Origin of the sequence: Herpetosiphon giganteus, from assembly GCF_016907925.1 — a bacterium.
GTDB classification, from domain to species: Bacteria; Chloroflexota; Chloroflexia; order Chloroflexales; family Herpetosiphonaceae; genus Herpetosiphon; species Herpetosiphon giganteus.
On the sequence record NZ_JAFBCZ010000008.1, the window covers coordinates 116,786 to 140,902 of the forward strand.

The 24,117-nt window shown below is 51.8% G+C and carries 19 protein-coding genes; 10 read left to right on the forward strand and 9 right to left on the reverse strand.

From position 1 onward, the window contains the following. Nucleotides 1–166 precede the first annotated feature (166 nt). Nucleotides 167–3,193, forward strand: a complete 3,027-nt coding sequence (gene uvrA / locus JOD20_RS09585; RefSeq protein WP_204755056.1) for an excinuclease ABC subunit UvrA — start codon at nucleotides 167–169, stop codon at nucleotides 3,191–3,193. Between the two features lie 73 nt (nucleotides 3,194–3,266). Here uvrA and JOD20_RS09590 read toward each other — a convergent pair whose 3' ends face one another. Then, nucleotides 3,267–3,731, reverse strand: coding sequence for a low molecular weight protein-tyrosine-phosphatase (locus JOD20_RS09590; protein WP_204755057.1), 465 nt, complete (start codon nucleotides 3,729–3,731; stop codon nucleotides 3,267–3,269). Nucleotides 3,732–3,895: 164 nt separating this feature from the next. Between JOD20_RS09590 and JOD20_RS09595 the strand changes: the two genes are divergently transcribed. From JOD20_RS09595 to JOD20_RS09615, 5 genes are all read left to right on the forward strand, one after another. Beyond that, a complete protein-coding gene (locus JOD20_RS09595) occupies nucleotides 3,896–5,407 on the forward strand; it encodes an integrin alpha (RefSeq protein WP_204755058.1) in 1,512 nt (503 codons plus the stop codon). A gap of 475 nt (nucleotides 5,408–5,882) precedes the next feature. After that, nucleotides 5,883–6,068: a hypothetical protein gene (locus JOD20_RS09600; protein ID WP_204755059.1), complete on the forward strand. Its 186-nt coding sequence runs from the start codon at nucleotides 5,883–5,885 to the stop codon at nucleotides 6,066–6,068. Between the two features lie 146 nt (nucleotides 6,069–6,214). After that, nucleotides 6,215–7,528 (forward strand): GTPase ObgE, encoded by a 1,314-nt coding sequence (gene obgE / locus JOD20_RS09605; protein WP_204755060.1) that lies wholly within the window; start codon nucleotides 6,215–6,217, stop codon nucleotides 7,526–7,528. Further along, nucleotides 7,504–9,006 (forward strand): sugar transferase, encoded by a 1,503-nt coding sequence (locus JOD20_RS09610; RefSeq protein ID WP_204755061.1) that lies wholly within the window; start codon nucleotides 7,504–7,506, stop codon nucleotides 9,004–9,006. Before obgE ends, JOD20_RS09610 begins: the two co-directional genes overlap by 25 nt. Before the next feature lie 226 nt (nucleotides 9,007–9,232). Continuing rightward, nucleotides 9,233–10,486 carry a phospholipase D-like domain-containing protein gene (locus JOD20_RS09615; RefSeq protein ID WP_204755062.1) on the forward strand — a complete coding sequence of 418 codons (1,254 nt, stop codon included), beginning with the start codon at nucleotides 9,233–9,235 and terminating at the stop codon, nucleotides 10,484–10,486. Between the two features lie 252 nt (nucleotides 10,487–10,738). Here the strand turns inward: JOD20_RS09615 and JOD20_RS09620 are convergent, their stop codons facing one another. Both JOD20_RS09620 and JOD20_RS09625 read right to left on the reverse strand, forming a co-directional pair. Continuing rightward, complete coding sequence (locus JOD20_RS09620) at nucleotides 10,739–11,866, reverse strand: ABC transporter permease (RefSeq protein WP_204755063.1); 1,128 nt, start codon at nucleotides 11,864–11,866, stop codon at nucleotides 10,739–10,741. A gap of 19 nt (nucleotides 11,867–11,885) precedes the next feature. After that, on the reverse strand, nucleotides 11,886–12,800 hold the full coding sequence (locus tag JOD20_RS09625; RefSeq protein ID WP_204755064.1) for an ABC transporter ATP-binding protein: 915 nt from the start codon (nucleotides 12,798–12,800) through the stop codon (nucleotides 11,886–11,888). Nucleotides 12,801–12,949: 149 nt separating this feature from the next. Between JOD20_RS09625 and JOD20_RS09630 the strand changes: the two genes are divergently transcribed. From JOD20_RS09630 to JOD20_RS09640, 3 genes are all read left to right on the forward strand, one after another. Beyond that, on the forward strand, nucleotides 12,950–13,654 hold the full coding sequence (locus tag JOD20_RS09630; RefSeq protein WP_204755065.1) for a class I SAM-dependent methyltransferase: 705 nt from the start codon (nucleotides 12,950–12,952) through the stop codon (nucleotides 13,652–13,654). Nucleotides 13,655–14,152: 498 nt separating this feature from the next. Then, on the forward strand, nucleotides 14,153–15,352 hold the full coding sequence (gene mqnC, locus JOD20_RS09635) for a cyclic dehypoxanthinyl futalosine synthase (protein ID WP_204755066.1): 1,200 nt from the start codon (nucleotides 14,153–14,155) through the stop codon (nucleotides 15,350–15,352). A 72-nt stretch (nucleotides 15,353–15,424) separates the two neighbouring features. After that, nucleotides 15,425–16,996: an ATP-binding cassette domain-containing protein gene (locus JOD20_RS09640; RefSeq protein ID WP_204755067.1), complete on the forward strand. Its 1,572-nt coding sequence runs from the start codon at nucleotides 15,425–15,427 to the stop codon at nucleotides 16,994–16,996. On the opposite strand, the gene rnhA is transcribed toward JOD20_RS09640, so the two are convergent. From rnhA to JOD20_RS09670, 6 genes are all read right to left on the reverse strand, one after another. Beyond that, on the reverse strand, nucleotides 16,993–17,703 hold the full coding sequence (gene rnhA, locus JOD20_RS09645; protein ID WP_204755068.1) for a ribonuclease HI: 711 nt from the start codon (nucleotides 17,701–17,703) through the stop codon (nucleotides 16,993–16,995). The two genes, JOD20_RS09640 and rnhA, sit on opposite strands and share 4 nt — an antisense overlap. 7 nt (nucleotides 17,704–17,710) lie before the next feature. Then, nucleotides 17,711–18,010 (reverse strand): ATP-grasp domain-containing protein, encoded by a 300-nt coding sequence (locus JOD20_RS09650; protein WP_204755069.1) that lies wholly within the window; start codon nucleotides 18,008–18,010, stop codon nucleotides 17,711–17,713. Between the two features lie 72 nt (nucleotides 18,011–18,082). Beyond that, entirely contained in the window at nucleotides 18,083–18,523 is a 441-nt protein-coding gene (locus tag JOD20_RS09655) for an ATP-grasp domain-containing protein (RefSeq protein ID WP_204755070.1), read from the reverse strand. Nucleotides 18,524–18,543: 20 nt separating this feature from the next. Continuing rightward, entirely contained in the window at nucleotides 18,544–20,688 is a 2,145-nt protein-coding gene (locus JOD20_RS09660) for a tetratricopeptide repeat protein (RefSeq protein WP_204755071.1), read from the reverse strand. 380 nt (nucleotides 20,689–21,068) lie between these two features. Further along, entirely contained in the window at nucleotides 21,069–21,533 is a 465-nt protein-coding gene (bcp, locus tag JOD20_RS09665) for a thioredoxin-dependent thiol peroxidase (protein WP_204755072.1), read from the reverse strand. Nucleotides 21,534–21,906: 373 nt separating this feature from the next. After that, nucleotides 21,907–22,533 carry a YqiA/YcfP family alpha/beta fold hydrolase gene (locus JOD20_RS09670; protein WP_204755073.1) on the reverse strand — a complete coding sequence of 209 codons (627 nt, stop codon included), beginning with the start codon at nucleotides 22,531–22,533 and terminating at the stop codon, nucleotides 21,907–21,909. Nucleotides 22,534–22,669: 136 nt separating this feature from the next. Here JOD20_RS09670 and purF point away from each other — a divergent pair, with 136 nt between their 5' ends. Then, nucleotides 22,670–24,076, forward strand: a complete 1,407-nt coding sequence (gene purF / locus JOD20_RS09675; RefSeq protein ID WP_204755074.1) for an amidophosphoribosyltransferase — start codon at nucleotides 22,670–22,672, stop codon at nucleotides 24,074–24,076. Nucleotides 24,077–24,117: the final 41 nt, after the last annotated feature.

Genomic DNA, 24,117 nt, shown 5'->3' on the forward strand with positions numbered 1-24,117 from the left:
CATTCAAAAGTCGCGGATCGTGGCGGGCAAACTCTGTTATAATGAACACGTCTGTTCGATTATTCAGCTCCCCAAGCGCTGCCGCTGGAGTAACGCAAGGGGCTTTTTCCTGTTCAAGCACCAAAAAAGTGCTTAAACACATAGATTTTACGATAAAGGCGGGTGTATGGCGCAGGATAAAATTGTCATCAAGGGCGCTCGTGAGCACAATCTTAAAAACATCGACATCGAACTTCCACGCGATCAATTAGTTGTGTTGACCGGTGTTTCTGGTTCTGGCAAATCATCGTTAGCCTTTGATACGTTATATGCTGAAGGCCAGCGCCGCTATGTTGAATCGCTCTCATCATATGCGCGCCAGTTTTTGGGCCAACTCGAAAAGCCCAAGGTCGATTTTATCGGCGGGTTGTCGCCAGCAATTGCAATCGAACAAAAATCTGCCTCGAAAAACCCGCGCTCAACAGTCGGCACGGTGACCGAAATTTATGATTATCTGCGGGTTTTGTTTGCGCGGATTGGCGTGCCACATTGTCATAATTGTGGCAAACCAATCGGCTCGCAAACTGCCGAACAAATGGTTAATCGAGTTAACGAGTTGCCCAAAGGCACGCGCTTTATGATTTTAGCGCCCATGGTTGCCGCTCGTAAAGGCGAATACAAAGATATTTTCGACGATGCTCGCGCCCAAGGGTTTTCGCGGGTACGGGTCGATGGCGAAATTCGCGATCTGCAAGAAGAAATTAAACTCAACAAAAAAGTTAAACATACGATTGATATTGTGGTCGATCGCTTGGTTGTGCCCACCGACGACGACGAAACCTTCAGCTCGCGGCTCAACGATAGCGTTGAAACCGCGCTGCGCACCGCCAATGGCACGATTATCATTGCCCTGCCAGAGTTTGCCCAACAAACTGAAAAATCGAAAACCAAAAAAGCCAAGGCCAAAGCGGTAGCTGAAGTTGAAGAAGAACTGCTGCCAGAAGAAGAAACCAGCATTACTGGCTTGAACGCCGCTGGCGATATTGTGATGAGCGAAGATTATGCCTGTGTTGATTGTGGCATTTCGTTCCTTGAACTCAACCCACAAATGTTCTCCTTCAATGCACCGCAAGGTGCTTGCCCTTCCTGCGCTGGTTTAGGCACGCGCTTGGAAGTTGACCCCGAACTGTTGGTGCCAAATCCCAATTTATCGTTGCACGATGGTGCGGTGACTTATTGGGGCGAGTTGCGCAAAAAAGTTGGCAGTTGGGGCTATCGCGCCTTGCAAGCAATCGCCGCGCACTATAAATTTGACCTTGATACGCCTTGGAAAGATCTCTCGCCACAGGTGCGCGAGGTTTTGACGAAAGGTTCTGGCAGCGAAAAAGTTAAGCACGTCTGGAGCGAAGGTCAATCCAAGGGCGAATATTATCGCCGCTGGGAGGGCTTGGGAGCCGAGATTATGCGCCGCTTCCAGCAAACTGGCGTGGAAAATATGCGCGAGCATTATCAACAATGGATGAGCGATCAGCCATGTCATGCCTGTCATGGTGCGAAGTTGCGGCCAGAAAGTTTGGCTGTGACGGTTGGCGATGAAAATATTCAGCAAATTTGTGCCAAAACCGTGGCCCAAGGCTATGCATGGGCTTGTGGCCTGACTGGCAGCGATGCGCATTGGGTCAGCCGCGATGGCCTCGATACCACGGTGTTGCCATTGCTGGCTTCAGCACCAACGCCGGTCAAGCTTGATGGTCGCCAACTAGAAATTGCAGGCGAAGTGCTCAAAGAAATTCGCGAGCGCTTGGGCTTTTTGCTCAACGTCGGTTTGCACTATCTGACACTCGATCGCTCAGCACCATCGCTCTCTGGCGGCGAGGCTCAACGCATTCGCTTGGCTTCGCAAATTGGCGCAGGCTTGATGGGTGTGATGTATATTCTCGATGAGCCATCGATCGGCTTGCACCAACGTGATAACCGCAAATTGATCGACACCTTGACCAAATTGCGCGACCTTGGCAACACTGTAATTGTCGTCGAACACGACGAAGATACCATGAAGGCCGCCGATTGGCTGGTTGACTTCGGGCCTGGCGCTGGGGTCAATGGTGGCAAAGTTGTGGCCGAAGGCAAGCCCGAATATATCAGCAGCAATGGCTCATTGACTGGCAGCTATTTGTCTGGGCGCTTGAAAATTGAAGTGCCACCAACCCGCCGCCCAGCCAAAGGCCATATCAGCTTGCACGGCGCAACCCACAACAACCTCAATAATCTCGACATCACGATTCCCTTGGGCACGTTGATTGCGGTAACTGGGGTTTCTGGATCGGGCAAATCGTCGCTCATCACCGAAACGCTCTATCCAGCGCTGGCCAATTTGCTCAATCGCGCTCAACTGCGGGTTGGCAAATACGATACGCTCGAAGGTTTAGAGCAACTTGATAAAGTGATCGACATCGATCAACAGCCGATTGGCCGCACGCCACGCTCGAATCCAGCAACCTATGTTAAGTTGTTTGATCAGATTCGTGAGGTGTTTTCGAACACACCTGATGCCAAGCTCCGCGGCTACGAGCCAGGCCGTTTCTCGTTCAACGTCAAAGGTGGGCGCTGCGAAGCTTGCCAAGGCAATGGCGAGCAAAAGATCGAAATGCACTTCTTGGCCGATGTGTGGGTGCGCTGCGACGAATGCAAAGGCAAGCGCTACAATCGCGAAACCTTGCAAGTGCGCTACAAAGGCAAAACAATCTCCGATGTGCTGGATATGGATGTTCATACAGCGCTTGAGTTTTTCGAGAACCATCCCAAGCTCAAGCGGGTGCTGCAAACCTTGCACGATGTCGGCTTGGATTACATCAAACTTGGGCAATCGGCAACGACGCTCTCTGGTGGCGAGGCCCAACGGGTCAAATTGGCCAAAGAATTAGCGCGGGTGGCTACAGGCCGCACAATCTACATTCTCGATGAGCCAACCACCGGCTTGCACTTCGCCGACGTGCAAAATCTCTTGCGCGTGATTCAGCGCTTGGTCAACGCTGGCAACACCGTCTTGGTGATTGAACACAGCCTTGATGTGATCAAAACTGCCGATTGGATCATCGACCTCGGGCCTGAGGGCGGCACTGGCGGCGGCTATATTATTGCCCAAGGCACGCCCGAAGAAGTTGCGCAGCACCCAACCTCGCATACAGCGGTCTTCTTGCGCGATTTGCTCTAACTTGACCGAAATTAACTAGAAAATGCCCGCTAGCTGCTCGATTTGAACAGCTAGCGGGCATTTGAATTTAAGTTTAAAGTTTGGTTGCCACAATTTCATCAAGCAAGGCATTACAAGCTTCGTACAACATTGCATACACCTCTTCAAAATTGCCCGTGTACCAGGGGTCGGGCACGTCGCGGCCTTTGATTCCGTTGGGAATATAATCGAGCATCAGGCGCACCTCAGCCTCGTTTGCCCCCAAAACCGTTTGCATATCGCGGCGATTTTGGGTATCCATGGCAATTAAGTAATCAAAATTTTGTTGATCGATTTTGCCAAATTGGCGGCCTCGGTGGCTGAGGCTAATGCCATTGTGGCGCAGAATGCGCATTGTGCCATGATGGGGTTCATCGCCAATATGATAATGGCTGGTGCCAGCAGAATCGACTTCAATCGCATGACTTAGCTTTCGTTGCTCGACCAAGTGGCGCATAATCCCCTCGGCCATCGGCGAACGACAAATATTGCCTAAACAAACGAATAAGATCCGAACCATGCGCGCTCCTTCAAAATACCGCTAAGCAAGCCAAAAACAGTCTCTAGTATACCAGTTTGACGTGCATTTGAAGATCGATTATAGTCTCGCGATGTAAAAACAATTTAGTCGGAAATAACTGTCTAAATTAAACATCGTAGCACACATTCTTGGAGGGTCTGGTTTTGAAATTACGCCAAATGGTAGGGTTATGCGGCTGTGGCATTGCCCTGGGTTTCGGTGGCTGGGCATATGCTGAATCCCAGCACACCAACGCAAATCTGAATCAAGAAACAATTGTGGCGTTTACTGGCGGCGCGAGCGAGCATGCTGGCTATGCGGTTGCCGACGCTGGCGATATTAATAATGATGGCCTGAGCGATAGCTTGGTCGGCGCATGGGTCGCTGCACCTTTAGGCCGCCCCAGTGCTGGCACCACCTATCTGATTTGGGGCCAAGCAATGACCGCAACCTTGCAAGCCCCCGATCTGGCAGAGCGGGGTGTAGCAATTTATGGGGCCAGTCAGGGTGCTTCATCTGGCTGGAGCGTGACTGGCCTTGGCGATGTCAACGGCGACCAAATCGACGACTTTGCAATTGGCGCGTGGGGTGAATCGCCCAATAATCGCGCAACCGCTGGCAGCGTATTTGTGGTTTGGGGCGGTTCGCTGACCACAACCCTCGATTTGGCGGCGCTTGGCAATCATGGCTATCGCATCGATGGCGCAGTTGGCGGCGATCGCGTAGGCTACTCGCTGGCTGGGGTCGACGATCTCAACGGCGACGGCTTGAAAGAAGTCGTCATCGGTGCAATTGGCGTTGATGGCAGCGCCGATAATGCTGGCGCGGCCTATGTGGTTTGGGGCAAAGCCACCACCAGCACCATCGATTTGGCAACCGCCACGAACTATGGCTACCGCATCGACGGCGCAGCCGCTGCCGATCGCGCTGGCAGTGCCGTGGGCAGCACCAGCGACATGAACGGTGATGACAAGCCTGAGATTTTGGTTGGCTCGTATGTTTCTGATCCCTTGGGCCGTAGCGCTGCTGGAAGTGTCGCCGTGGTTTGGGGTGCAAACACCAATGCTTCGTTCCAAATTGGCGCATTGGCCCATAACGGCTTTGTGATTGCTGGTGCTGGCGCAAGCAATCGCGCTGGGATTAGCGTGGTTGGCACTGGCGATGTTAATGGCGACCAACGGGGCGATTTGGCTGTCGGCAGCGATCAATTCCCTGCTGGTGGTGCTGGCCGCGTTGATTTGGTGTATGGTGCAGCCTTGAGTGGCACGCTCGATTTGGCTCAGCCATTGAGCAACACGGTGCGCTTTGGGGGAGAGCAACCAGGTGACGAGGCAGGGTTCTCAGTGGGCTACAGCGATCAACAGCTGATTATCGGGGCCTATGGGGTTGATAGCAGCCTTGGCAACGATACTGGTCGAGTGTATGTCATCAATACGCCACCAGTCAGCAACACGATTAACTTAGCTCAATTGACAGCTGAACAGGGCTATAGCCTTGATGGCGTTGTTGGCGGTGGCCGCCTTGGGCGGGCGGTAGCAGGCTTAGGCGATGCTACTGGCGATGGGAATGGCGATTTGCTTCTGGGAGCCGACCTTGCTGGCAGCCAGATCGAAGGCCAAGCCTATATCGTTGGTCGCCTGCCAACAACAGTTTATCTGCCGATGAGCACGAAGTAATCGGCGGTTGTTTCATCAACAACAGCGACATCACTGGTTCTTCGGTGTCGCTGCTGTTGCTGTTTTAGAAGCTGGGGAATGGCTGTTGGGGATTGGGGATCGGGCTTTGTGATCCACGAAGGACACGAAGATCACGAAGTTAGGCTATGGGCTATGTGTATTGGTACATTGGATTGACGACGGCATTATCCCCTCACCCCAACCCCTCTCCCACGTGGCGGGCGAGGGGCTTTAATCCCGTGGTTCTTGCACAATGCGTCGGTAAAAACCAGTGCTCCCCTCGCCCGCGTTCAGTGGGAGAGGGGCTGGGGGTGAGGGAATGAACCATTACAGCTATTGGCTATTGGCTATTGACTTCTGACTTTTGGCTTTTGATTTTTGACTTCTGACTTTTGACTTCTGACTTCGGTTTCATGGCATAGAGGTTGCATTAGGTTTGGGCAGATATTCTTTTGTATAGTTTGGAGTTACTGCAATGACCGACCCACAAATTACTGGTGAAGATAACACGATTCGCCCAGATGAAAACGATGTTGATAGCACCCATGGCGCAACCGAAGAGCAATATGTGCCAGTCGATGGCCCAATGTCAGACCCGAACTCAAGCGATGGGGCTGATGATCTCGGCATCGAACCAGCCGACGAAATCACCCCAGGCTAAGCCAAATTATGGTATAGTTATAGCTATTCGGCGCTCGCGAGAGCGTCGTTTTTGTGTCTAAACGCATTGGACAGCATGCGATTCTTCATGTATCCTGCGTGACGATAGCAATTGAATAATTAACCACACGAAATGGGTGAATGTATATGTCAGATTTTATAGATCGTGCGCTAATTACAGTAAAAGCTGGTGATGGTGGCGATGGGATGGCTACCTTTCGCCGTGAAAAATATGTTCCGCGTGGCGGCCCCGATGGTGGCGATGGTGGCCGTGGCGGCAGTATTTATCTTGAAGTAAGCCCGCATTTAAATACGTTATTGCCTTTTCGCTTTGAAACCCACTATGAAGCCGATAAGGGCTTGAATGCTGGACGGCAGCGCAAACGGGGCCGCACTGGCGAAGATATGTTTATTCGGGTTCCACCAGGCACCACCGTTAGCGCCGAAATTGAAGGCGAAGTGCAAACGGTCGACCTGTTGTTTCCTGGCCAAAAGTTGTTGGTGGCCCGCGGCGGCAAGGGCGGCTTGGGCAATACTCACTTTGCCACCGCATCGAATCAAGTGCCACGGATTGCTGAACTTGGCCAGCCAGGCGAAGAACGCGAACTGCAACTTGAGTTAAAAGTGATTGCAGATGTTGGCTTGGTGGGTTTTCCAAATGCTGGCAAATCAACCTTGCTCTCGATGGTCAGCGCTGCGCGCCCGAAAATTGCTAACTATCCCTTCACAACTCTTTCGCCAAACTTGGGTGTCGCCGAATACAACGATTTTACCTTCGTTGTCGCCGATATTCCTGGCTTGATCGAAGGGGCGAGCCGAGGCGTTGGCTTGGGTCACGATTTCTTGCGCCATATCGAGCGCACCAGAATTTTGGTCCATGTGGTCGATGCAGCTGGCACCGAAGGCCGCGATCCATTTGAAGATTTTCAAACGATCAATGCCGAACTCAAAGCCTATTCGAGCGAATTGGCCCAGCGTCCACAACTGGTGGCTTTGAACAAAACCGACCTACCCGATGCCCAAGCCTTTGACGAATTGATGCGTCCACAAATTATCGCTTGGGGCATTGAGCCAGAAAATATCTTCCCAATTTCGGCAGCAACCAACCAAGGCCTTCAGCCGTTGCAACGCCGCATTGTCGATATTCTGCTCGAAATGCCCGAACGGATCACCCGCCTCCCGTACAGTGAGGAAATTCTGACCTTCCGCTTCAGCAATATCGACCCGAATGACTTCTGGCTCGAAACTGAAGAAGATGGCGTGTTGCGTGTCCACGGCGAGAAAATTGAACGGCTTGTTTCAATGACGAACTTTGCCCAAAGCGAATCGCTTGATCGGCTCCAACGGGTGTTGGAAGCGATGGGCGTTTCAGCAGCCTTGTTTGCCGCTGGTGTACGCCATGGCGATCCTGTGCGGATTGAAAAAGCTGAGTTGTTATGGCAAGACGAGTCGATTGGATGATGAGCGATTGGTCGACCAGCCAACCGATCTTTTCGCGTCGCGATGTGCGTCAAACCACATCGCGGCTGGCTCTGACCATGCTCGATGGATGTTTGATTCTCGCAGCCTTTGCCCTTGCGCACTGGCTGCGCTATGATGTCCGCTTAGGCCGCGATATTTACGACCCAGCTTCCTATCGCCAGTTATCGGCCTTCTACCCGATGATGTTGGTGTTTATGCTGACCCTTAGCACAACCCTGCACTGGCGCGGATTCTATCGTTTACCCCGTTCTGCCTCGGCCTTCGATTCGTTCAGCATTATCGTCACCAGCACCACAATTGCGCTCGCCCTCACCGTCATGTGGCTATTTATCAATCGCGCCGATTTATGGTCGCGCTTGATTATGGTCTTTGTCTGGTTTTGTGTGATTGTGGCCCTAACCTTTGGCCGGATTGGGTTGCGCATGCTGCGGCGTTGGGCTTGGCGGCGCGGCGTAGGCTTAGAGCAAGTGGTGGTTGTTGGCAATCGCGGCCTCGCCAAACAGGTGATGGAAGAGCTGCAATATACCCTCGATCATGGCCATCATTTGTTGGGCTATGTCGAAGGCCCGCCCGATGATCGCGACGATGTGGCCGCCCCAGGCGAGCAATTTCGGTGGCTTGGCGCGCTCGGCCAATTTGAACAAATTATGCGTCAGCGCCACGTCGATCAGGTGATTATTGCCCTGCCATTTTGGGCACATACCAGCCTGCCCGAAGTTGTGCGCATCTGTCGCAAGTTCAATGTTGAATTTCGGGTTGCTCCCGATTTGTATGAGCTAAGTTTTGATCGGGTCAGCATTCAGCGTTTGAGCACAATTCCCTTGTTGCGCTTGAAGAAAAATGTTATTCGCGGCTGGAATTATGTTTTCAAACGCACCACCGATCTGCTGCTGATCGGGCTAACCGCGCCAATTTGGGCCACAATTTGGGGCATTGCCGCCTTGATGATCAAGCTTTCTGCGCCCCAAGCGCCAGTTGTGTTTCGCCAACCACGTATCGGCAAGCATGGCAAGCCGTTTATGGTCTACAAATTGCGCACGATGGTGCCGAATGCAGAAGCGCTCAAAAAGACCTTGATGGCGCAAAATGAGGCCGAAGGCGCGCTCTTCAAAATCAAAGACGATCCGCGGGTCACCAAAATTGGCCGCGTGCTGCGCAAACTGAGCATCGACGAATTGCCGCAACTCTACAATGTGCTGCGTGGCGAGATGAGCTTGGTTGGCCCACGCCCGCAAGTGCCCGATGAAGTGGCCCAATATCAAGAGTGGCACTATCGGCGCTTGGAAGTTACGCCCGGCCTGACTGGCTTGTGGCAAGCCTCAGGCCGCTCCAACACGACCTTCGACGATATGGTGCGCTTGGATATTTACTACACCGAGCATTGGTCCCTCTGGCTTGATGTGCGCATTATGATTATGACCATTCCGGCGGTGCTCTTCGGTCGCGGCGCATACTAAAGACGACATGCCCTCACCCCAAACCCCTCTCCCGTGGCGCGGGCGAGGGGCTTTTTATTGTGGTTCTTGCGCAATTCGTTAGCAAAAATGGGTGCACCCCCTCGCCCGCGTGGAGTGGGAGCGGAGAGTGAGGGGAATTTAATAACGTGCTATAGTGGTGGCATTGGAATTGCGACAAGCAGGCTTGGCCTCATCGATACGAGGTCGAAGCTGCGAAAGGATCGCTATGCGTTGGCTCAAGGCTGGGTTGTGGTTTCTGACCGAGTGGGTAGTTTCGCTGCCGCGCTTGCTGCTTGCCAGCATTGTGGCTCAATTGAGCTTGATGGGAGCGCTCATGGCCTATGCCAAGTTGCGCAATCGAAGTGTTGAAAATACCTTCCCGCAGCTTGATTTGCCACCAATCGATTTGGGCGAGCATACCGTGCAACTATTTGATGATGGTGGCTCGGTGTTTCGCCAAATGTTGTTTGATATTTCCCTAGCCAAAGAATCGATCTTCCTCGAAAGCTATATTTTCGAGCGTGACGAGGTTGGTTTTGCCTTCAAACGGGCCTTAATTCGCAAAGCCCGCGAAGGCGTTAAGATTTATGTTACCTTCGATGGCATTGGCACGCTGCACGTTCCCGAGCGCTTTAAGTTGTTTGGCAAACGCCGCAATATTCGGGTCTTTGAATTCGGGCGGCTCAAATCGATTCGCTCATTCTTCGATACCAATATGTGGATTCGTACCCACCGCAAAATTTTGGTTATCGATGGCAAAATTGGCTATTTGGGTGGCATGAATATTGGCCGCAACTATGCCCGCACCTGGCGCGATACTCATTTGAAAATCGAAGGCCCAATGGCCGCCAACATTGCCGAAGAATTTATCGCACTTTGGAATAAATACAATAAAAAGCACAAGATTAAATTAAGCTACCCAACCACTAGCAATGAGCATGTTGGCATTTGTGCCAATGATCCAATCGAATATCAATTGCCAATTCGCCAAACCTATCTTGATGCAATTAATGATGCCAAGCATCATATTTATATTTCAAATGCCTACTTCTTGCCCGATCCACTGATTCGCGCAACCTTGATTGATGCAGCCAAACGCGGGATCGATATTCAAATTATGGTTCCCGAAATTTCGGATAATATCGTGGTCGATTGGATTTGTCGCGGCTTGCTGGGCGAATTGATGGAGCATGGCGCACGCGTGTTGCTCTATCGCGGCACGATGATTCACGCCAAAACCATGACCGTTGATGGCCTGTGGTCAACCGTCGGCAGCGCCAACTTAGATACGCGCAGCTTGGCAGCCAATTACGAAATCAACGCCACGATCAAACATCCAGCCTTTGCGCGCCAAATGGAAGCTATGTTTTTGAACGATCGCGCCCAATCTCGCGAAATCAATTATCAAGCTTGGCGCAATCGCTCAATCTTCGTCCACCTTGGCGAACAAGTGCTCCAACCAGTGCGAGGACTGTTCTAAAAGTATGAAGGATGAATTATGAGGGAAGAACGTTAACGCAGAAAATTCATGGTTGTGGCTAAACAAAGGCTCTTGACTGAATGTATCGAGCCAAGAGCCAAAATAGTGTTTCTCTGCGCCTCTGCGTTAAACATCTGATCCACGAAGCACACAAATATCGCAAAGGGCATGAAGGATGGGATTTCATCCCTCATCCCTCATAATTCATCCCTCATCCCTCATAATTCATCCCTCATCCCTCATAATTCATCCTTAGCGTGCTTCCCACTTGAAGAAGCGGATTGAGAGCACGGTCATCACTACTAGCCAACCAAGTTGCACAACAAGGTTGATCATCGGCGTATTAATTGGCGGGGCGTTGATCATCACTTGCTTCAAGGCATCGACCGTATAGGTCAATGGGAAGGCCTTAACCACCACTTGCAACCAATCGGGCAAGCCTGTGACGGGAAAGAACACCCCCGAGAGAAACAACATTGGGAAGTTGATTAATTGGGTGATGGCGTTGCCGCTTTCTTCGGTTTTGGCAATCGCCGCCACGAAGAAGCCAATTGCAATAAACATCAAAATGCTCAGCAACAGCCAGCCCAGCAAGGCCACGATACTACCCAAAATTGCTACGTCAAACATCAGCTTGCCAACTGCGATAATGATGATTGTTTGCAGCAAACCAATCGTCAAACGCATGGCCACATAGCTCACCAACAACATCCAGCGGGGCAATGGCGTTGCGTTGAAGCGCTTCAACACGCCTTGGGTACGCATGGCGATCATTGGTTGCGCGGTGGCAAACAAGCCAAGTTGCATAATCGACATAGCCAAAATCCCAGGAACTAAGAGATCAATCCCACGGATTTGGCTTGAAAGCACCGATTGCACTTGCATCGTCAACATTGGCTTAGATTGGGTAATGCCTTGGTCAACCGATTGGACAATATTATCAACCACGCCTTGGAAGAAGGGTGCAAAGACTTGGCTTGATTGATCGACCTTCACCGTGACGCTGGCTGGTTGGCCACTGGTGATACTATCGCTCAGGCCAGCTGGAATAATCACCAAGGCTTGGAGATCGCCTTTTTGCAATTGGCTTTCCAAATCGCTGGCGCTACCACGGCTGAACTTCATGTCCGAAAAGACGTTTTTATCAGCGTCTTGGCCTTCAGGCGTTTGGGTCAAGCCTTCGATTGCGCTGGCAAGCTGCGGACCGATTGGGCCTTGATCTTCCAAGACAATCCCGACTTTTTCGTCAAATTTGCTGCCGCCACCATAGAGCAAGCCGAAAATGCTAATAAAAATTAGCGGAAACAAGATGGTGAAGAACAGCGCCATGCGGTCGCGGGCAAATTCGCGCCATTGTGATAGATATAATTGCACAAACATGAGGTAATTGCTCCCACACTTAGTCGCGAATCCGTCGACCAGTCAATTTCAAAAACACATCTTCCAAAGTTGCGGCGCGAATTGTAAAGCCGCGCAACTCGGTTTGCTGTCGTTCAACCAAGGCCATCAAGGCATTTGTCGTACGCGCCACGCCCTTTGAGTAGATCGTGGTGATGCCATTTTCGTTTTGCACCCGCTCCACGCCTGGCAAATTCGCGAGCAAGCTTTCGGGCAATTGCTCGTCGTTGGAAAATTCCAAGGCGGTTTCATCGAAGTTATCGTGGATAAGTGCTTGCGGTTTGCCCAAGGCGATAATTTTGCCGTGGTCAACCACCGCCACCCGATCGCACAACCGCTCAGCTTCTTCCATATAGTGGGTAGTCAAAAAGACGGTTTTGCCGCGTTTCTGCAAGTTGGACACAACATCCCACATCGAGCGCCGCGCCTGCGGGTCAAGCCCAGTTGTTGGCTCATCAAGGAAAATAATATCGGGGTCGTTGATCAAGGCAATTGCCACTGCTAAGCGTTGACGTTGGCCACCAGAGAGTGCTTTCGAGGGTGTGTTAACTTTTTCTTCTAAGTTAACCAAGCCAATCACTTCATCAATAGGCAAGGTATTTTTATAAAACGAGGCAAACAATTTAACTAATTCGCGGGTGGTAAGTTTTTGAAACAACGAGGTTGTTTGCAGTTGAATCCCAATTCGTTGCTTGATTGGCTCGACATTCTTCACAACATCGTGGCCTAAAACATGAATGCTGCCACCATCGGGCTTGCGTAAGCCTTCGATCATCTCGGTCGTTGTACTTTTGCCTGCGCCGTTTGGCCCAAGCATCCCAAAAACCTCGCCATTCGCTACGTCGAAACTAATTCCATCGACGGCTCGCAACGGGCCATAGATTTTAACGAGGTTCTCAACCTGAATTGCGGTCATAAACAGTCGCTCCACACACACCTAGTTAGCCAACTCTTCGCAAGTTGGCATTGCATTCACCATCTTCATGTGATAATTCTAGGTGCTAATACGATATATGATAACAGTTCGTTGCACATCGCCCTTAAGCATTAGAAGGAGCAGCAGCAATGCATGAACAGGATCTCGTTCGCCATTATGCCACTATTCCGGTTGGAACTAGTTTTGTGCGCCCCGTTGATGTATTACACTTGCTTCAAAGCCAGCCGATTCCTGCCAAGCCGCGCATTTTTGATGTTGGTTGCGGCCAAGGCCAATTGGTCATTGCCTTAGCCCAAGCCTGGCCCGATGCCGAAATTATTGCAATTGATCTTTCGCCTGAGCAAATTGCCAAAGCTCGCCAGGCCGCTGCTCAAGCAGGCATCAACTCGATTCAATTTGGCGTAGCCAATTGGCGTGATTTTGATTTGCCATGTAGCGGCATCGATATTATTTTGGCAACCCAAGTTATTCAATTTATGCCCGATGAACATGCCTTCGTGGAATATCTGGCCGATGCGCTGGCCCTCGATGGTCAATTGCTGTTGCGCAGCGTTTTGTTGCCCGAAGAAGAGCCTGGGCGTTCGTTTGTCGAGCAGGTCGTTCGCCAATGGATCGACTATTCGATTCGCTTTTATAGCGAGCGCAATTTAAGCGAATTGCTGCGCGAATGTGGCCTGAGCCGCCTGCGGATCGATAAAGAAGAAATGTGGCTCGACACGCTCTCCGCTGAGCGCCAAACCATCCTCAACACCGCGCTCCGCCAGCATGGCTTCAGCCTCGATGATGTGCAACAGTGGTTTTGGGCTGGCACCATTGCTGGAGTACGGCGTTGATAGGGATGAAAGATGAGGGATGAGGGATGAAGAGCATGCCCTCACCCCAACCCTGCGATCATCCAATAGGCGAGGGACTGCATGTGGTGGTTTTAAGATCCCCTCACCCCAACCCCTCTCCCGTGGCGCGGGAGAGGGGCTTTCATGCTGGGGTTCTTGCGCAATGCGTGGTAAAAACGGTCGGCTCCCCCTCGCCCGCGTTTTCGTGGGAGCGTGAGCTTTTACAAGGGTAGGTGTTAAGAAGCCCTCACCCCAACCCCTCTCCCGCCCAGCAGGCGAGGGGCTTTAATATTGTGGTTCTAGCGCAATTCATCGGTGAACCACGGATGCTCCCCCTCGCCCGCGTTTTCGTGGGAGAGGGGGTTGGGGGGTGAGGGCTTCTTCCAAAAACCACAATCGCGAACGGCCCTGAAATCGCCGTGTGAAATATGATACAATTGACGTGACGGACTGCATGAGTCAGCCCGCCAGCAAAACCAACGGGGGGCTTTTTTAATTATGAATGTACAAGTGCTTCTTGAAAAAGCAGTCAATGGTGAGCGTCTTTCGGCTGAGGAAGGCCTGTTTTTGTATCGTGAAGCTGACCTGCTGGATTTAGGCATGGCTGCTGATGCGATTCGCCAACGGCTTGTGCCCGGCAATTTAGTTACGTATCTCGTTGATCGCAACGTAAATTATAGTAATGTTTGTACGACCAATTGCCAATTCTGTGGTTTTTATCGCCCATTGGGCCACCCAGAAGCGTATGTGCAAACCTACGAACAAATTGGTGCTCGCTTAGCCGAGCTTGTCGAATATGGCGGTACGCGGGTTTTGATGCAGGGTGGTCACCATCCTGAATTACGAATTTCGTGGTATACCGGCCTGCTGCGCTATTTGCGCGAGCACTATCCCAGCATCGAGCTTGATTGTTTCTCGCCTTCAGAGATTGACAATCTAGCCCAAGTTGAAAACATGAGCATTCGCGATGTGCTGATTACGCTCAAGGAAGCTGGCTTAGCTGGGGTTCCTGGCGGTGGCGCAGAAATTCTCGACGATGAAGTGCGCCAACGGGTTAGCCCGCTCAAGCAAAGCGCTGCTGGCTGGCTCGAAGTCGAAGGCACTGCCCAATCACTTGGCATGGCCACAACCGCCACGATGGTGATTGGCTTTGGCGAAACCCTCGAACAACGCATGAATCACTTTATGAAATTGCGCGATTTGCAGGATGTTTCGTTGCGCGAATACAACAATGGCTTTATTGCCTTTATTTCGTGGACTGTCCAGAAATCGGAGTTGACCTCATTGGGTCGCTCGAAGTTCTCGGATGACTACGGGGCAACCGCTGCCGAATATTTGCGCCATACCGCTATGGCGCGGATTATGCTCGACAACTTCAAGCACATTCAGGCTTCGTGGGTCACCCAAGGGCCAAAGATTGGCCAAGTGTCGCTGAAGTTTGGCATCGACGATTTTGGCTCGACTATGCTCGAAGAAAACGTGGTTTCAAACGCCGCTCACGACACCTACCAATGTATGGGCGAGCGCGAAATCCATGGCTTTATTCGCGATGCTGGCTTTATTCCAGCCAAACGCGATACCCACTACAACTTGATCAAAGCCTATGAAGACCCCAAAGATAGCGAAAGTGTGCCATCGATGGGCATCAAACAGCCACGTCAAGCCAAGCAGGTCGAAATTCCTTTAGCGGTGAAATAACCTTTAACGCCAACGCCATGGATGCTTGGGCATTCATGGCGTTTGTATTTAAGCACTGATTGGCTGAATCGTATGCTTACCTGTCGCCATGTTTCCAAGCAATTTGGTACGCTGCCCGTCATCGATGAGGTGAGCTTTGATCTTGCGCCAGGCGAAGTGGTGGGCCTAACTGGCCAAAGCGGCGCTGGCAAATCGGTGCTGGTACGCCTGTTGGCGGGCTTGGAAAAACCCGATACTGGCGTGATTTCCACCCGTGGTCACTTGATCAACTCAACCCAAACGGCATTTCGGGCTGGCCTTGCAGTGATTCATCAACAGCCAGTGTTGGTTGATCATCTGGATGTGGCAAGTGCAATTTTTTTGGGCCACGAGGTTGGCCGCAATTGGCTCGGCTGGCTCTCACTGCCCAATCAGCGCCAGCACACGCATATGGCACGCCAAATTTTGGCCCAACTTGGCATGGAATTGCCATCGTTGCGCACCCATGTTGGCAATTTATCCAGTGAGCAACGCCAAATGGTGGCGATTGCCCAAGTGCTGATTCGCAAGCCGCAAGTGGTGATTATCGATGAGCCAACGGCGCTGCTACGCTACGAATATCAACAAAAATTGCTCGAATTGATTCGCGAATGGCAGGCGCAAGGCGTGGCGGTGCTGTTTAGCAGCCAAAATCTCGATCATCTGTTTGCGGTCAGTAATCGCATTTTAGTGCTGCGCCGTGGCCGCTTTGTGTTTGAGGCAGCGACCGAAAAAACTAGCCGCGAAGAAGTTGTGCGCGCTCAAATCGGCGCGCGCGATCAGCAGCATCTTACGCCAATTATTTGGGCTTTAGAAAATTACCATCGCGCCAGCCAACAAGCAGAGGCCTTGCGCCAAAGCCAATCCAGCCTAGAGCACGATTTAGCCAGCCAGAATCAGCTTAACCGCCAATTGATTGGCCAGCTTGATCAACAAGTGAGCAACCTCGACCGCGCCAACGCAGCCTTGCAAGAAGCTCAACGGCGGTTGCTTTCCGAGCGCGAAGGCGAGCGCAAAGTGCTGGCCCGCGAGCTACACGACCAAGTGATTCAAGATTTGGTGAGCCTGAATTATGATATTGATAATTTGCGCAGCCAAATTGACGACCCTGAGCAAGCCAGCCTTGGGCTTGATGATTTGCGTGACAACATTCGCCAACTGGTGAGCACGGTGCGGGCAATTTGTGGCAACTTGCGCCCGCCAACCATCGATAGCCTTGGCGTGAATGCAGCCATTCAATCGTTTGTACGCGATTGGAGCAGCCGCAGCGGCATCGAAGTACAGCTTGATCTTGATGACGATTTGGAGCGCTTGCCAGAAATGCTCGAAATTTCTGCTTTTCGTATGATTCAAGAAGGCTTGAGCAATGTGCGCAAACATGCCCAAGCCAGCAAAGTTGGCATCAGCCTGCGCTCAACCGCTCGCCGCACCCTCTTGTTGACGATTGCCGACAACGGGCGCGGCTTGCAAGCAGAGATTAATTTGGCGGCGCTTGCCAACGCAGGCCACTATGGTTTATTGGGCATGAGCGAACGGGTGGCGCTGGTTGGCGGGCGTTTTCGGGTGCATAATCGGGCTGGCGGCGGCCTCATCCTCGAAATCGAAATTCCCTATCAGCCACTTTAATCCTTGTAGCCTTCATCGATTGGCAAATTGGGCTGGCGCGAAGCCTGCACCGCCAAGCGATCGCAGCGCTCGTTATCCTTGATGCCTGCGTGACCCGGCACTTGCACCCATTCAATCGTATGGCCTTGGGCTAGCTCAAGCAAGGTCTGCCAAAGATCAGGGTTTTTGACTGTGCCCGTGGTTGTGCGCCAGCCATTTTTGCTCCAGCGCTCGGCCCAACCTTTTTGCATGCCATTTATCACATACGACGAATCGCTAAAAACCACGATTTTGCTAGGCTTAGGCACTGCTTGCAAGCCGGTAATCACGCCCATCAACTCCATGCGATTGTTGGTTGTGCGAGCAAAACCGCCAGTTAATTCGCGAACTGTCGCGCCAGAACGCAGCACCACACCATAGCCACCAGGCCCAGGATTGCCATTGCTGCCGCCATCGCTAAATATCACAACCTTGCCATCAGCCAAGGCCTTTTGCGGATCGATCGCCAAGCTCATAGGCGTGAGATCGACGTTTTGGGGAATGTGTTGCGGCGCGCGGCCAGCCCGCTCGCGATACCACGCTTCTGCATCGGCAAAACTGGCAAAACCCTTGAATACTGCCTGATCGATACCTTTAACTTGGGCTTCGGCCCCATCGTTGCCAAACCATTCGCTATAAATGCCTGGTTGGCGACCCTTGACCACTGCATAAAATTTACGTTTTGCCACACAATCCTCATAATTTATTGAGCAAACGAGCTGCCAACAATCCACGGGCAGCCTCGGGAAATCCAGCCAAGCCGGGGATTTCATTGCATTCTAACACCCAAAACGTGCCCTGTTGATCTTCAATAAAATCAATCCCAAGAATGTCGGCCTTGAGTTGCTGCATCACACGCTGGCTATATTCCAAAATTTCGGCTGGTGGCTCGATAAGCTGGTAGCTATTAGTTGCCACATTTGCCCGCCAACCACTGCTGCGCCGTTGCATAGCCCATACTTGGTCGCCAATCAATAAGCAGCGAATATCGCGCACATACTCAATGTAGGGTTCGCTGCTGCAATAATCGGGGCTAACAAAACTTAAATCGCAAAATTCGGCCCATTGTTAAGCAGTTTGAATCCGCATTTTGCCATAGCCAGCATGATAACTGCCAATTTTGGCGACAACAGGCAAATCTGGCTGAATTCGCTCGATCATGCCATCGCCTAAGCTAATGGTTTGGGGCAGTACTGGCAAGCCCAAGCGTTTGAGCATGGCGAGCATCGCCAAACGATCATAACACGCTAGCAGAACATTGGTTGGGTTGACACATGGAATCGCAGCAAAATCGAGCAGCGCTAACAGCCTTTGCTGCTGTGGCTCTGGGCGAACTGCGCCTAACCGCCACAACACAGCCTCAACCTGAATCCGCCGATTTTCGCTAAATGCCCAAACCTGATTATCCTGAACCAGCCATTTAGTTTGGTTTAAGCGACATTGAACAACATCATAGCCAGCCAAATAATCTGACCAATCGCTTTCGCCGTGAATCACCACAATCGCCATCACCATGCTCCTGAAATTGTTTAGCGGCGTTGCTGAGCAAAGCGCGACCAGCCAGTTGTTTCGCTGGCATTGGCAACGCTCTGTAGCAAGCGCTGGGCTGCGGCAGATTGACCATTGTACTCCAGCGCCAACGCCTGCAACACCAATTGTTCGTGCTCTGCCCAAATATTTTGTGGCTCAAACAGCGCCACTATTTCGAGCGCAAGCGCTGGATCGTCGCTGCCAAATAAGGCCGCATACAACATAGCGATTGATGGATCGTGGTGCTCATAACTAAAACCATTGGTGAGATTAATCGGCACTGGAACCTGCTGCATCAGCATTCCAGCACGCAATTCATATTCAACATGGTTGGGTTTTGGCTGTTGCCCAGCAGCATTCGGCAAATACTCAGCGCTGAGTCGCTGCGTGCCGTCAGATTGTGGGGCTAAACTCAACGTGGCTGTGTAGAAGCTCGTTCCTTGATACTGGGTAACTCTGTTCTGCCAAAAGCGTCCATCAGACCATGCGACCAATGAAAAATAGTCACGATACTCAAACAGCCATTCTGGCGCGCCATCAGCATCCAAATCGGTGATCGAAACCGCATTTGGGCGGCTGAGAAAATAATCAGGATCGCTCAAACTGGTTAGGTCTGTGGCATTAGGCCACGGTTGGTTGGCATACACCGGCTGATAGCCAGCCTCAGTCGTCATAAAAACCCACGGCGTATAGATCCCAAGCCAATCAACAACTCCCAGCGGATCGTTGCGGCCATCGCCATTTAAATCGTAGTTTTCACTGAGCGATTGCAATGGTAAGCCGAGCGCCGCAAACTGCTCGGCCAACGGCACGGCCTGATTCCAAGTTTGGAGCGGTAGCAACGTCCGTGGGTGGCAAAGTGGTAGCCAATCAAATTCGTTGAAAGGATAGCGATCAAGCATTTCGCGTTGATAGCCTTCCATAATCGATGGGCGTTCGGCGGCCAGCAATTCGCACCATTGGCTGATTGAGCCGTTGAAGCTCGTAAGCTTAAAATCATGCACCACCGTTGCTGCCAAAGCGTGAGGAAACCGCGCTAAAAGTCTATTCCAAGCAGCTTGTGCTGCCGCGTGATCGTGTTTGAGCAGCTGAATAATCCCAATTCGAAATAGCGCAATTGGCCGCGCATCCTGCAGAGTTTGATTATGACCATACTCTGCACTCCCATCGGATAGGGCTGCTGCTTGTTCAAGCTGCGCGATTGCTTGATCAAAGTGCCCAAGCACGGTCAAGCCATGAGCATAACGCAACTGCGCGCCGATGGTGTTTGAGTAGGGGCCAGATGGTGCGGCAAGCTCAGCAGGAGCCAAATATTGCCCATCAAACGCATAGCGTACCTCCGCGCTGCTGACATTTAGTTTGCCATCAATGGGCGTTAGGCTCAAATCGCTGGTATTCGCTTCAATCGGAAATAAGGCTTGTGGCCTGCCAGCTTGCCATGTCCAAGCATACATTTTCCCAGAACAAGCAGAGCCACAATAGCTTGAGCGAACCAATAATTCTGGCTGCGCATCGCCAGTCACATCGCCAAGCTGAATCTCTGCGCCTGAATCATTTTCATAACTCAGTACATGTTCGCCGACCCATGTATCTTGCTGCCAGTGCATCCAGCGCAGTTGGCCAATGGCGTTTGGCGAGCCAGAAATTGAGCCACTAAGCAGATAATCTTGGGTTGAATCGCCATCCAAATTGGTGGGCATAATCGTGAGCTTGCCAATTTCCAAGGCTGCTGGCTGGGTTGGTGCAAGCGCATGCGGCAGATCAAGGGCCAGAAATTCAGCCTGTGCCCAGCCAGCAAAGGCCCACGTAATGTCGAAAGCCTGCGGATCATCAGCGCCAAGCTCCATGCTGGGCTGGCCCAAGCTGATAATTCGTCGCCAAAGCGCCAGTGCTTGGGGATTGGTTGGATTACGCTGAAGATAATCGGCGATCAATACAGCCAAGGGCTTGCCACAGCCGCGGGTTACTGGCTTAGCACAAAAATCGCTTGGCGCAGCGCTCAGCAGCAATTCGGCAGTGGTTGGTGTAGTTGAGGTGACACTAGGGGCTAAAACTGGCGGGGTTGGGTTTGCGTTGGTTGAAGTACAAGCGGTTAATCCTAGAATCAAGCATATGCACAGGCTCAGCCGAACAAGCAGCAGCATACAATCTCCTCGTGGTTGATGAGGTCTCAGCTTGCACTCTAGCAGGCCAGTAGCAGCCCAACAATGATGAGCAAATGATGCTGCAATGAGTTGATCCCCTCACCCCAACCCCTCTCCCACTGAACGCGGGCGAGGGGGAGCATCCGTGTTTCACCGATGAATTGCGCTCGAACCATGGCGTTAAAGCCCCTCGCCCGTGCGCGGGAGAGGGGTTGGGGTGAGGGGATCTTAACAACCGACCCTCACCCCCCAGCCCCCTCTCGCACTGAACGCGGGCGAGAGGGAGCATCCGTGTTTCACCGATGAATTGCGCTAGAACCACGCAAAAAAGCCCCTCGCCCGCTGCGTGGGAGAGGGGTTGGGGTGAGGGGAATTTCAACCTATTTATTGAGCAACTTCAACGCACCGCTGACGCTATCGGCGGGGCTAATTTTGCCTTGTACATCGAGCAAATAGCCATTTTCATCGATGATAAAGTGCGAGCGGGTTACGCCCATATATTTTTTGCCATACATCGATTTTTCGCCCCAAACGCCATAGGCTTCGGCCAAGCTATGGTTTTCGTCGGCAACCAACAAAAATGGCAGATCAAACTTGGTTTTGAATTTTTGGTGCGAGGCCACCGAATCAGGGCTGACCCCAATCACCACCGCGTTTTTCTCTTCGATTTGCGGATAGGCATCGCGAAAACCACAGGCTTGGGTTGTGCAGCCTGGGGTATCATCTTTGGGATAAAAATAGAGTACCACCCGCTTGCCACGGAAATCACTCAAACGAATGGTTTCGCCATTGTCGGCGGGCAGTTCAAATTCGGGCGCAAGATCGCCAACATTTAAAGTTGTCATCAGCTAAAGCCTCACACAAAAAGAGTCAATTAGCATTATTGTAGCCTGTTTTACGCAAGGATGAAGGATGAATTATGAAGGATGAATACCGAAAATCAGAAGTCAGAGGGCAAAAGTCAAAAGACAAAAAGAGCCTAGGGATCAGGGATCAGGGTTCAGGCCATACGATACACAATCTTCGCGCTCTTCGCGTCCTTCGTGGTTACCGTCCTTTAACGCAGAGGCGCAGAGGGAAGTATGGCTCTAGGCTATTGACTTGTGGCTTTGGGAATTATTGACATACCAACAATTGTTCCGATAGCCTATAGCCATCAGCCAATAGCCTCAGCTTCGTGTTCCTTCGTGCGCTTCGTGGTTAAAAAAGCTCTATGTTCTATGCTCTCTGTTCTATCAAAGCCCACAGCTCAGCCACATGCTCGACCATGCCGTGATCCCAGGCTGGCGTGTGCAGAGTTACATAGCTGCGTGATTGGGCAAAGCGCTGGCTTTGTTCGTGGCTTACACTCTCATCCTGCGTACCATGCACAATCAAAATCGGCATGCTGCGCTCAAAATCATCGCTGTCGTAGGCTGCTGCATCTTCCAGCAAGCCATAATGGACAGAACGCATCGCCTGATCACGATAATTGTAATATTCAAGCCAGCCGCTGGTTTGCCATTGTTGCAGCGTTGCCTCGCCCAGCATTGCGCGGCGATTTTGGGCAAAATAGAGCGCTGGAGCGAGCAAAATCAAACGTTCAATTTGCTGCATTTGAGCAGCGGCATGCAAAGCCACCAAGCCACCTAAACTTGAGCCAAGCAAACACCATGGCTCAGCAGAAGTACCAATTATTTGCTGTAAATATTCAATTTGGGCACTGATAGTTAAGCGTTCAAACGAAGGTCGATTCAAATCGGGAACCACTAATTCGTGGCCTTGGGCGGCAAATTGCTGGCTAAACCAACGAGCTTTTTGCGAATTCGGCCCCGACGCAAAGCCATGACAATACAAATAGCGCATGCTCAATCCTTTGCAGCTTCAGATTGCAGGCATTGTAAATCATGTGGGGAATCGCCCCGAACAGTTGTATAATGCTTACACGATCCGTCGCACGACGCGGCGACAACCGTAGCTTGGAATCAAGGAAGGGCTAACCATGTTCAGTGATTCGCCCCACGAGGAATGCGGCGTTTTTGGGATTTACGCTCCCGACGAAGATGTAGCACGTATCACATTTTTCAGTCTATACGCTTTGCAGCACCGTGGTCAGGAAAGCGCAGGGATTGCGGTTTCCGATGGCAAGACCATCAATACCCACAAAGAAATGGGCTTGGTATCGCAGATTTTCGATGAGCGTTCGCTGCGCCACCTCAAAGGTCACATTGCGATTGGCCATACCCGTTACTCAACCACTGGTTCATCACAAGTAATTAATGCCCAACCATTTACGATGCATACGTTGCTTGGCCCACTGGCAGTTGGCCACAACGGCAACCTGACCAATGCCGGTTCGCTGCGCCGTCAACTGATGGAACGCGGGGTCGGGCTTATGACATCTTCCGATAGTGAAGTTGCAACGATGCTGCTTGCTGGCCTTGAAGGTAATACCTGGTCGCAACGCATCGATGCCTTTACCAATTGTGTCGAAGGTGCCTATTGTCTGACCGTCTTAACCCGCGATGCGCTCTACGCCGTGCGCGACCCATGGGGCTTGCGGCCTTTGTGCCTTGGCCGTTTTGGCGATGCTGGCTGGGTCGTTGCCTCTGAGTCGTGCGCCTTCGATACGATTGGCGCTGAGTTTATCCGCGAGATCGATCCAGGCGAAGTTGTGCAGATCGATCGCGACGGCCCACGCACAATTGCCAAACATCCTGCGCCACAGCAAGCGTTTTGTTTGTTCGAATATATCTATTTCTCGCGCCCCGATAGCTTTTTGCAAAACCAATTGATTCACGAAGTGCGCATGCGTTTGGGCCACGAATTGGCTCGCGAAGCGCCAGCCGATGCCGATGTAGTAATTGGCGTGCCCGACTCGGCCTTGCCCGCTGCGCTAGGCTTTTCGCAAGCAAGCGGTATTCCCTATGGCGATGGCTTGATCAAAAATCGCTATATTGGCCGCACCTTCATTCAGCCCGACCAACGGCTGCGCCAGCAAGGGGTTGCGCTTAAGCTCAATCCATTGCCGAATGTACTGGCAGGCAAGCGGGTCATTTTAATTGACGATACGATTGTGCGTGGCACAACCAGCGGGCCAATTATCAAGCTGTTGCGCAAAGCTGGAGCTACCGAAGTCCATATGCGGGTCTCGGCTCCGCCAATTCGCCATCCATGTTTTATGGGTGTTGATATGGCCACTCAGCCGGAATTGATTGCCTTCAACAAAACCGAGGCCGAGATTTGCGAAAGTATCGGCGCTGATTCGTTGGCCTATCTTTCAATGGAAGGCTTGATTCGCGCCACCCGTCGCGATGCCAATGGCTTTTGCGGCGCATGCTTTACTGGCAAATATCCCTTCCCCATTCTTGAAGCAGGCAAGGAAATTTTCGAACTGACCAGCGTTTAGCTTAAACAAAAAAGCAGCCAGCCATGGTTCATGGCTGGCTG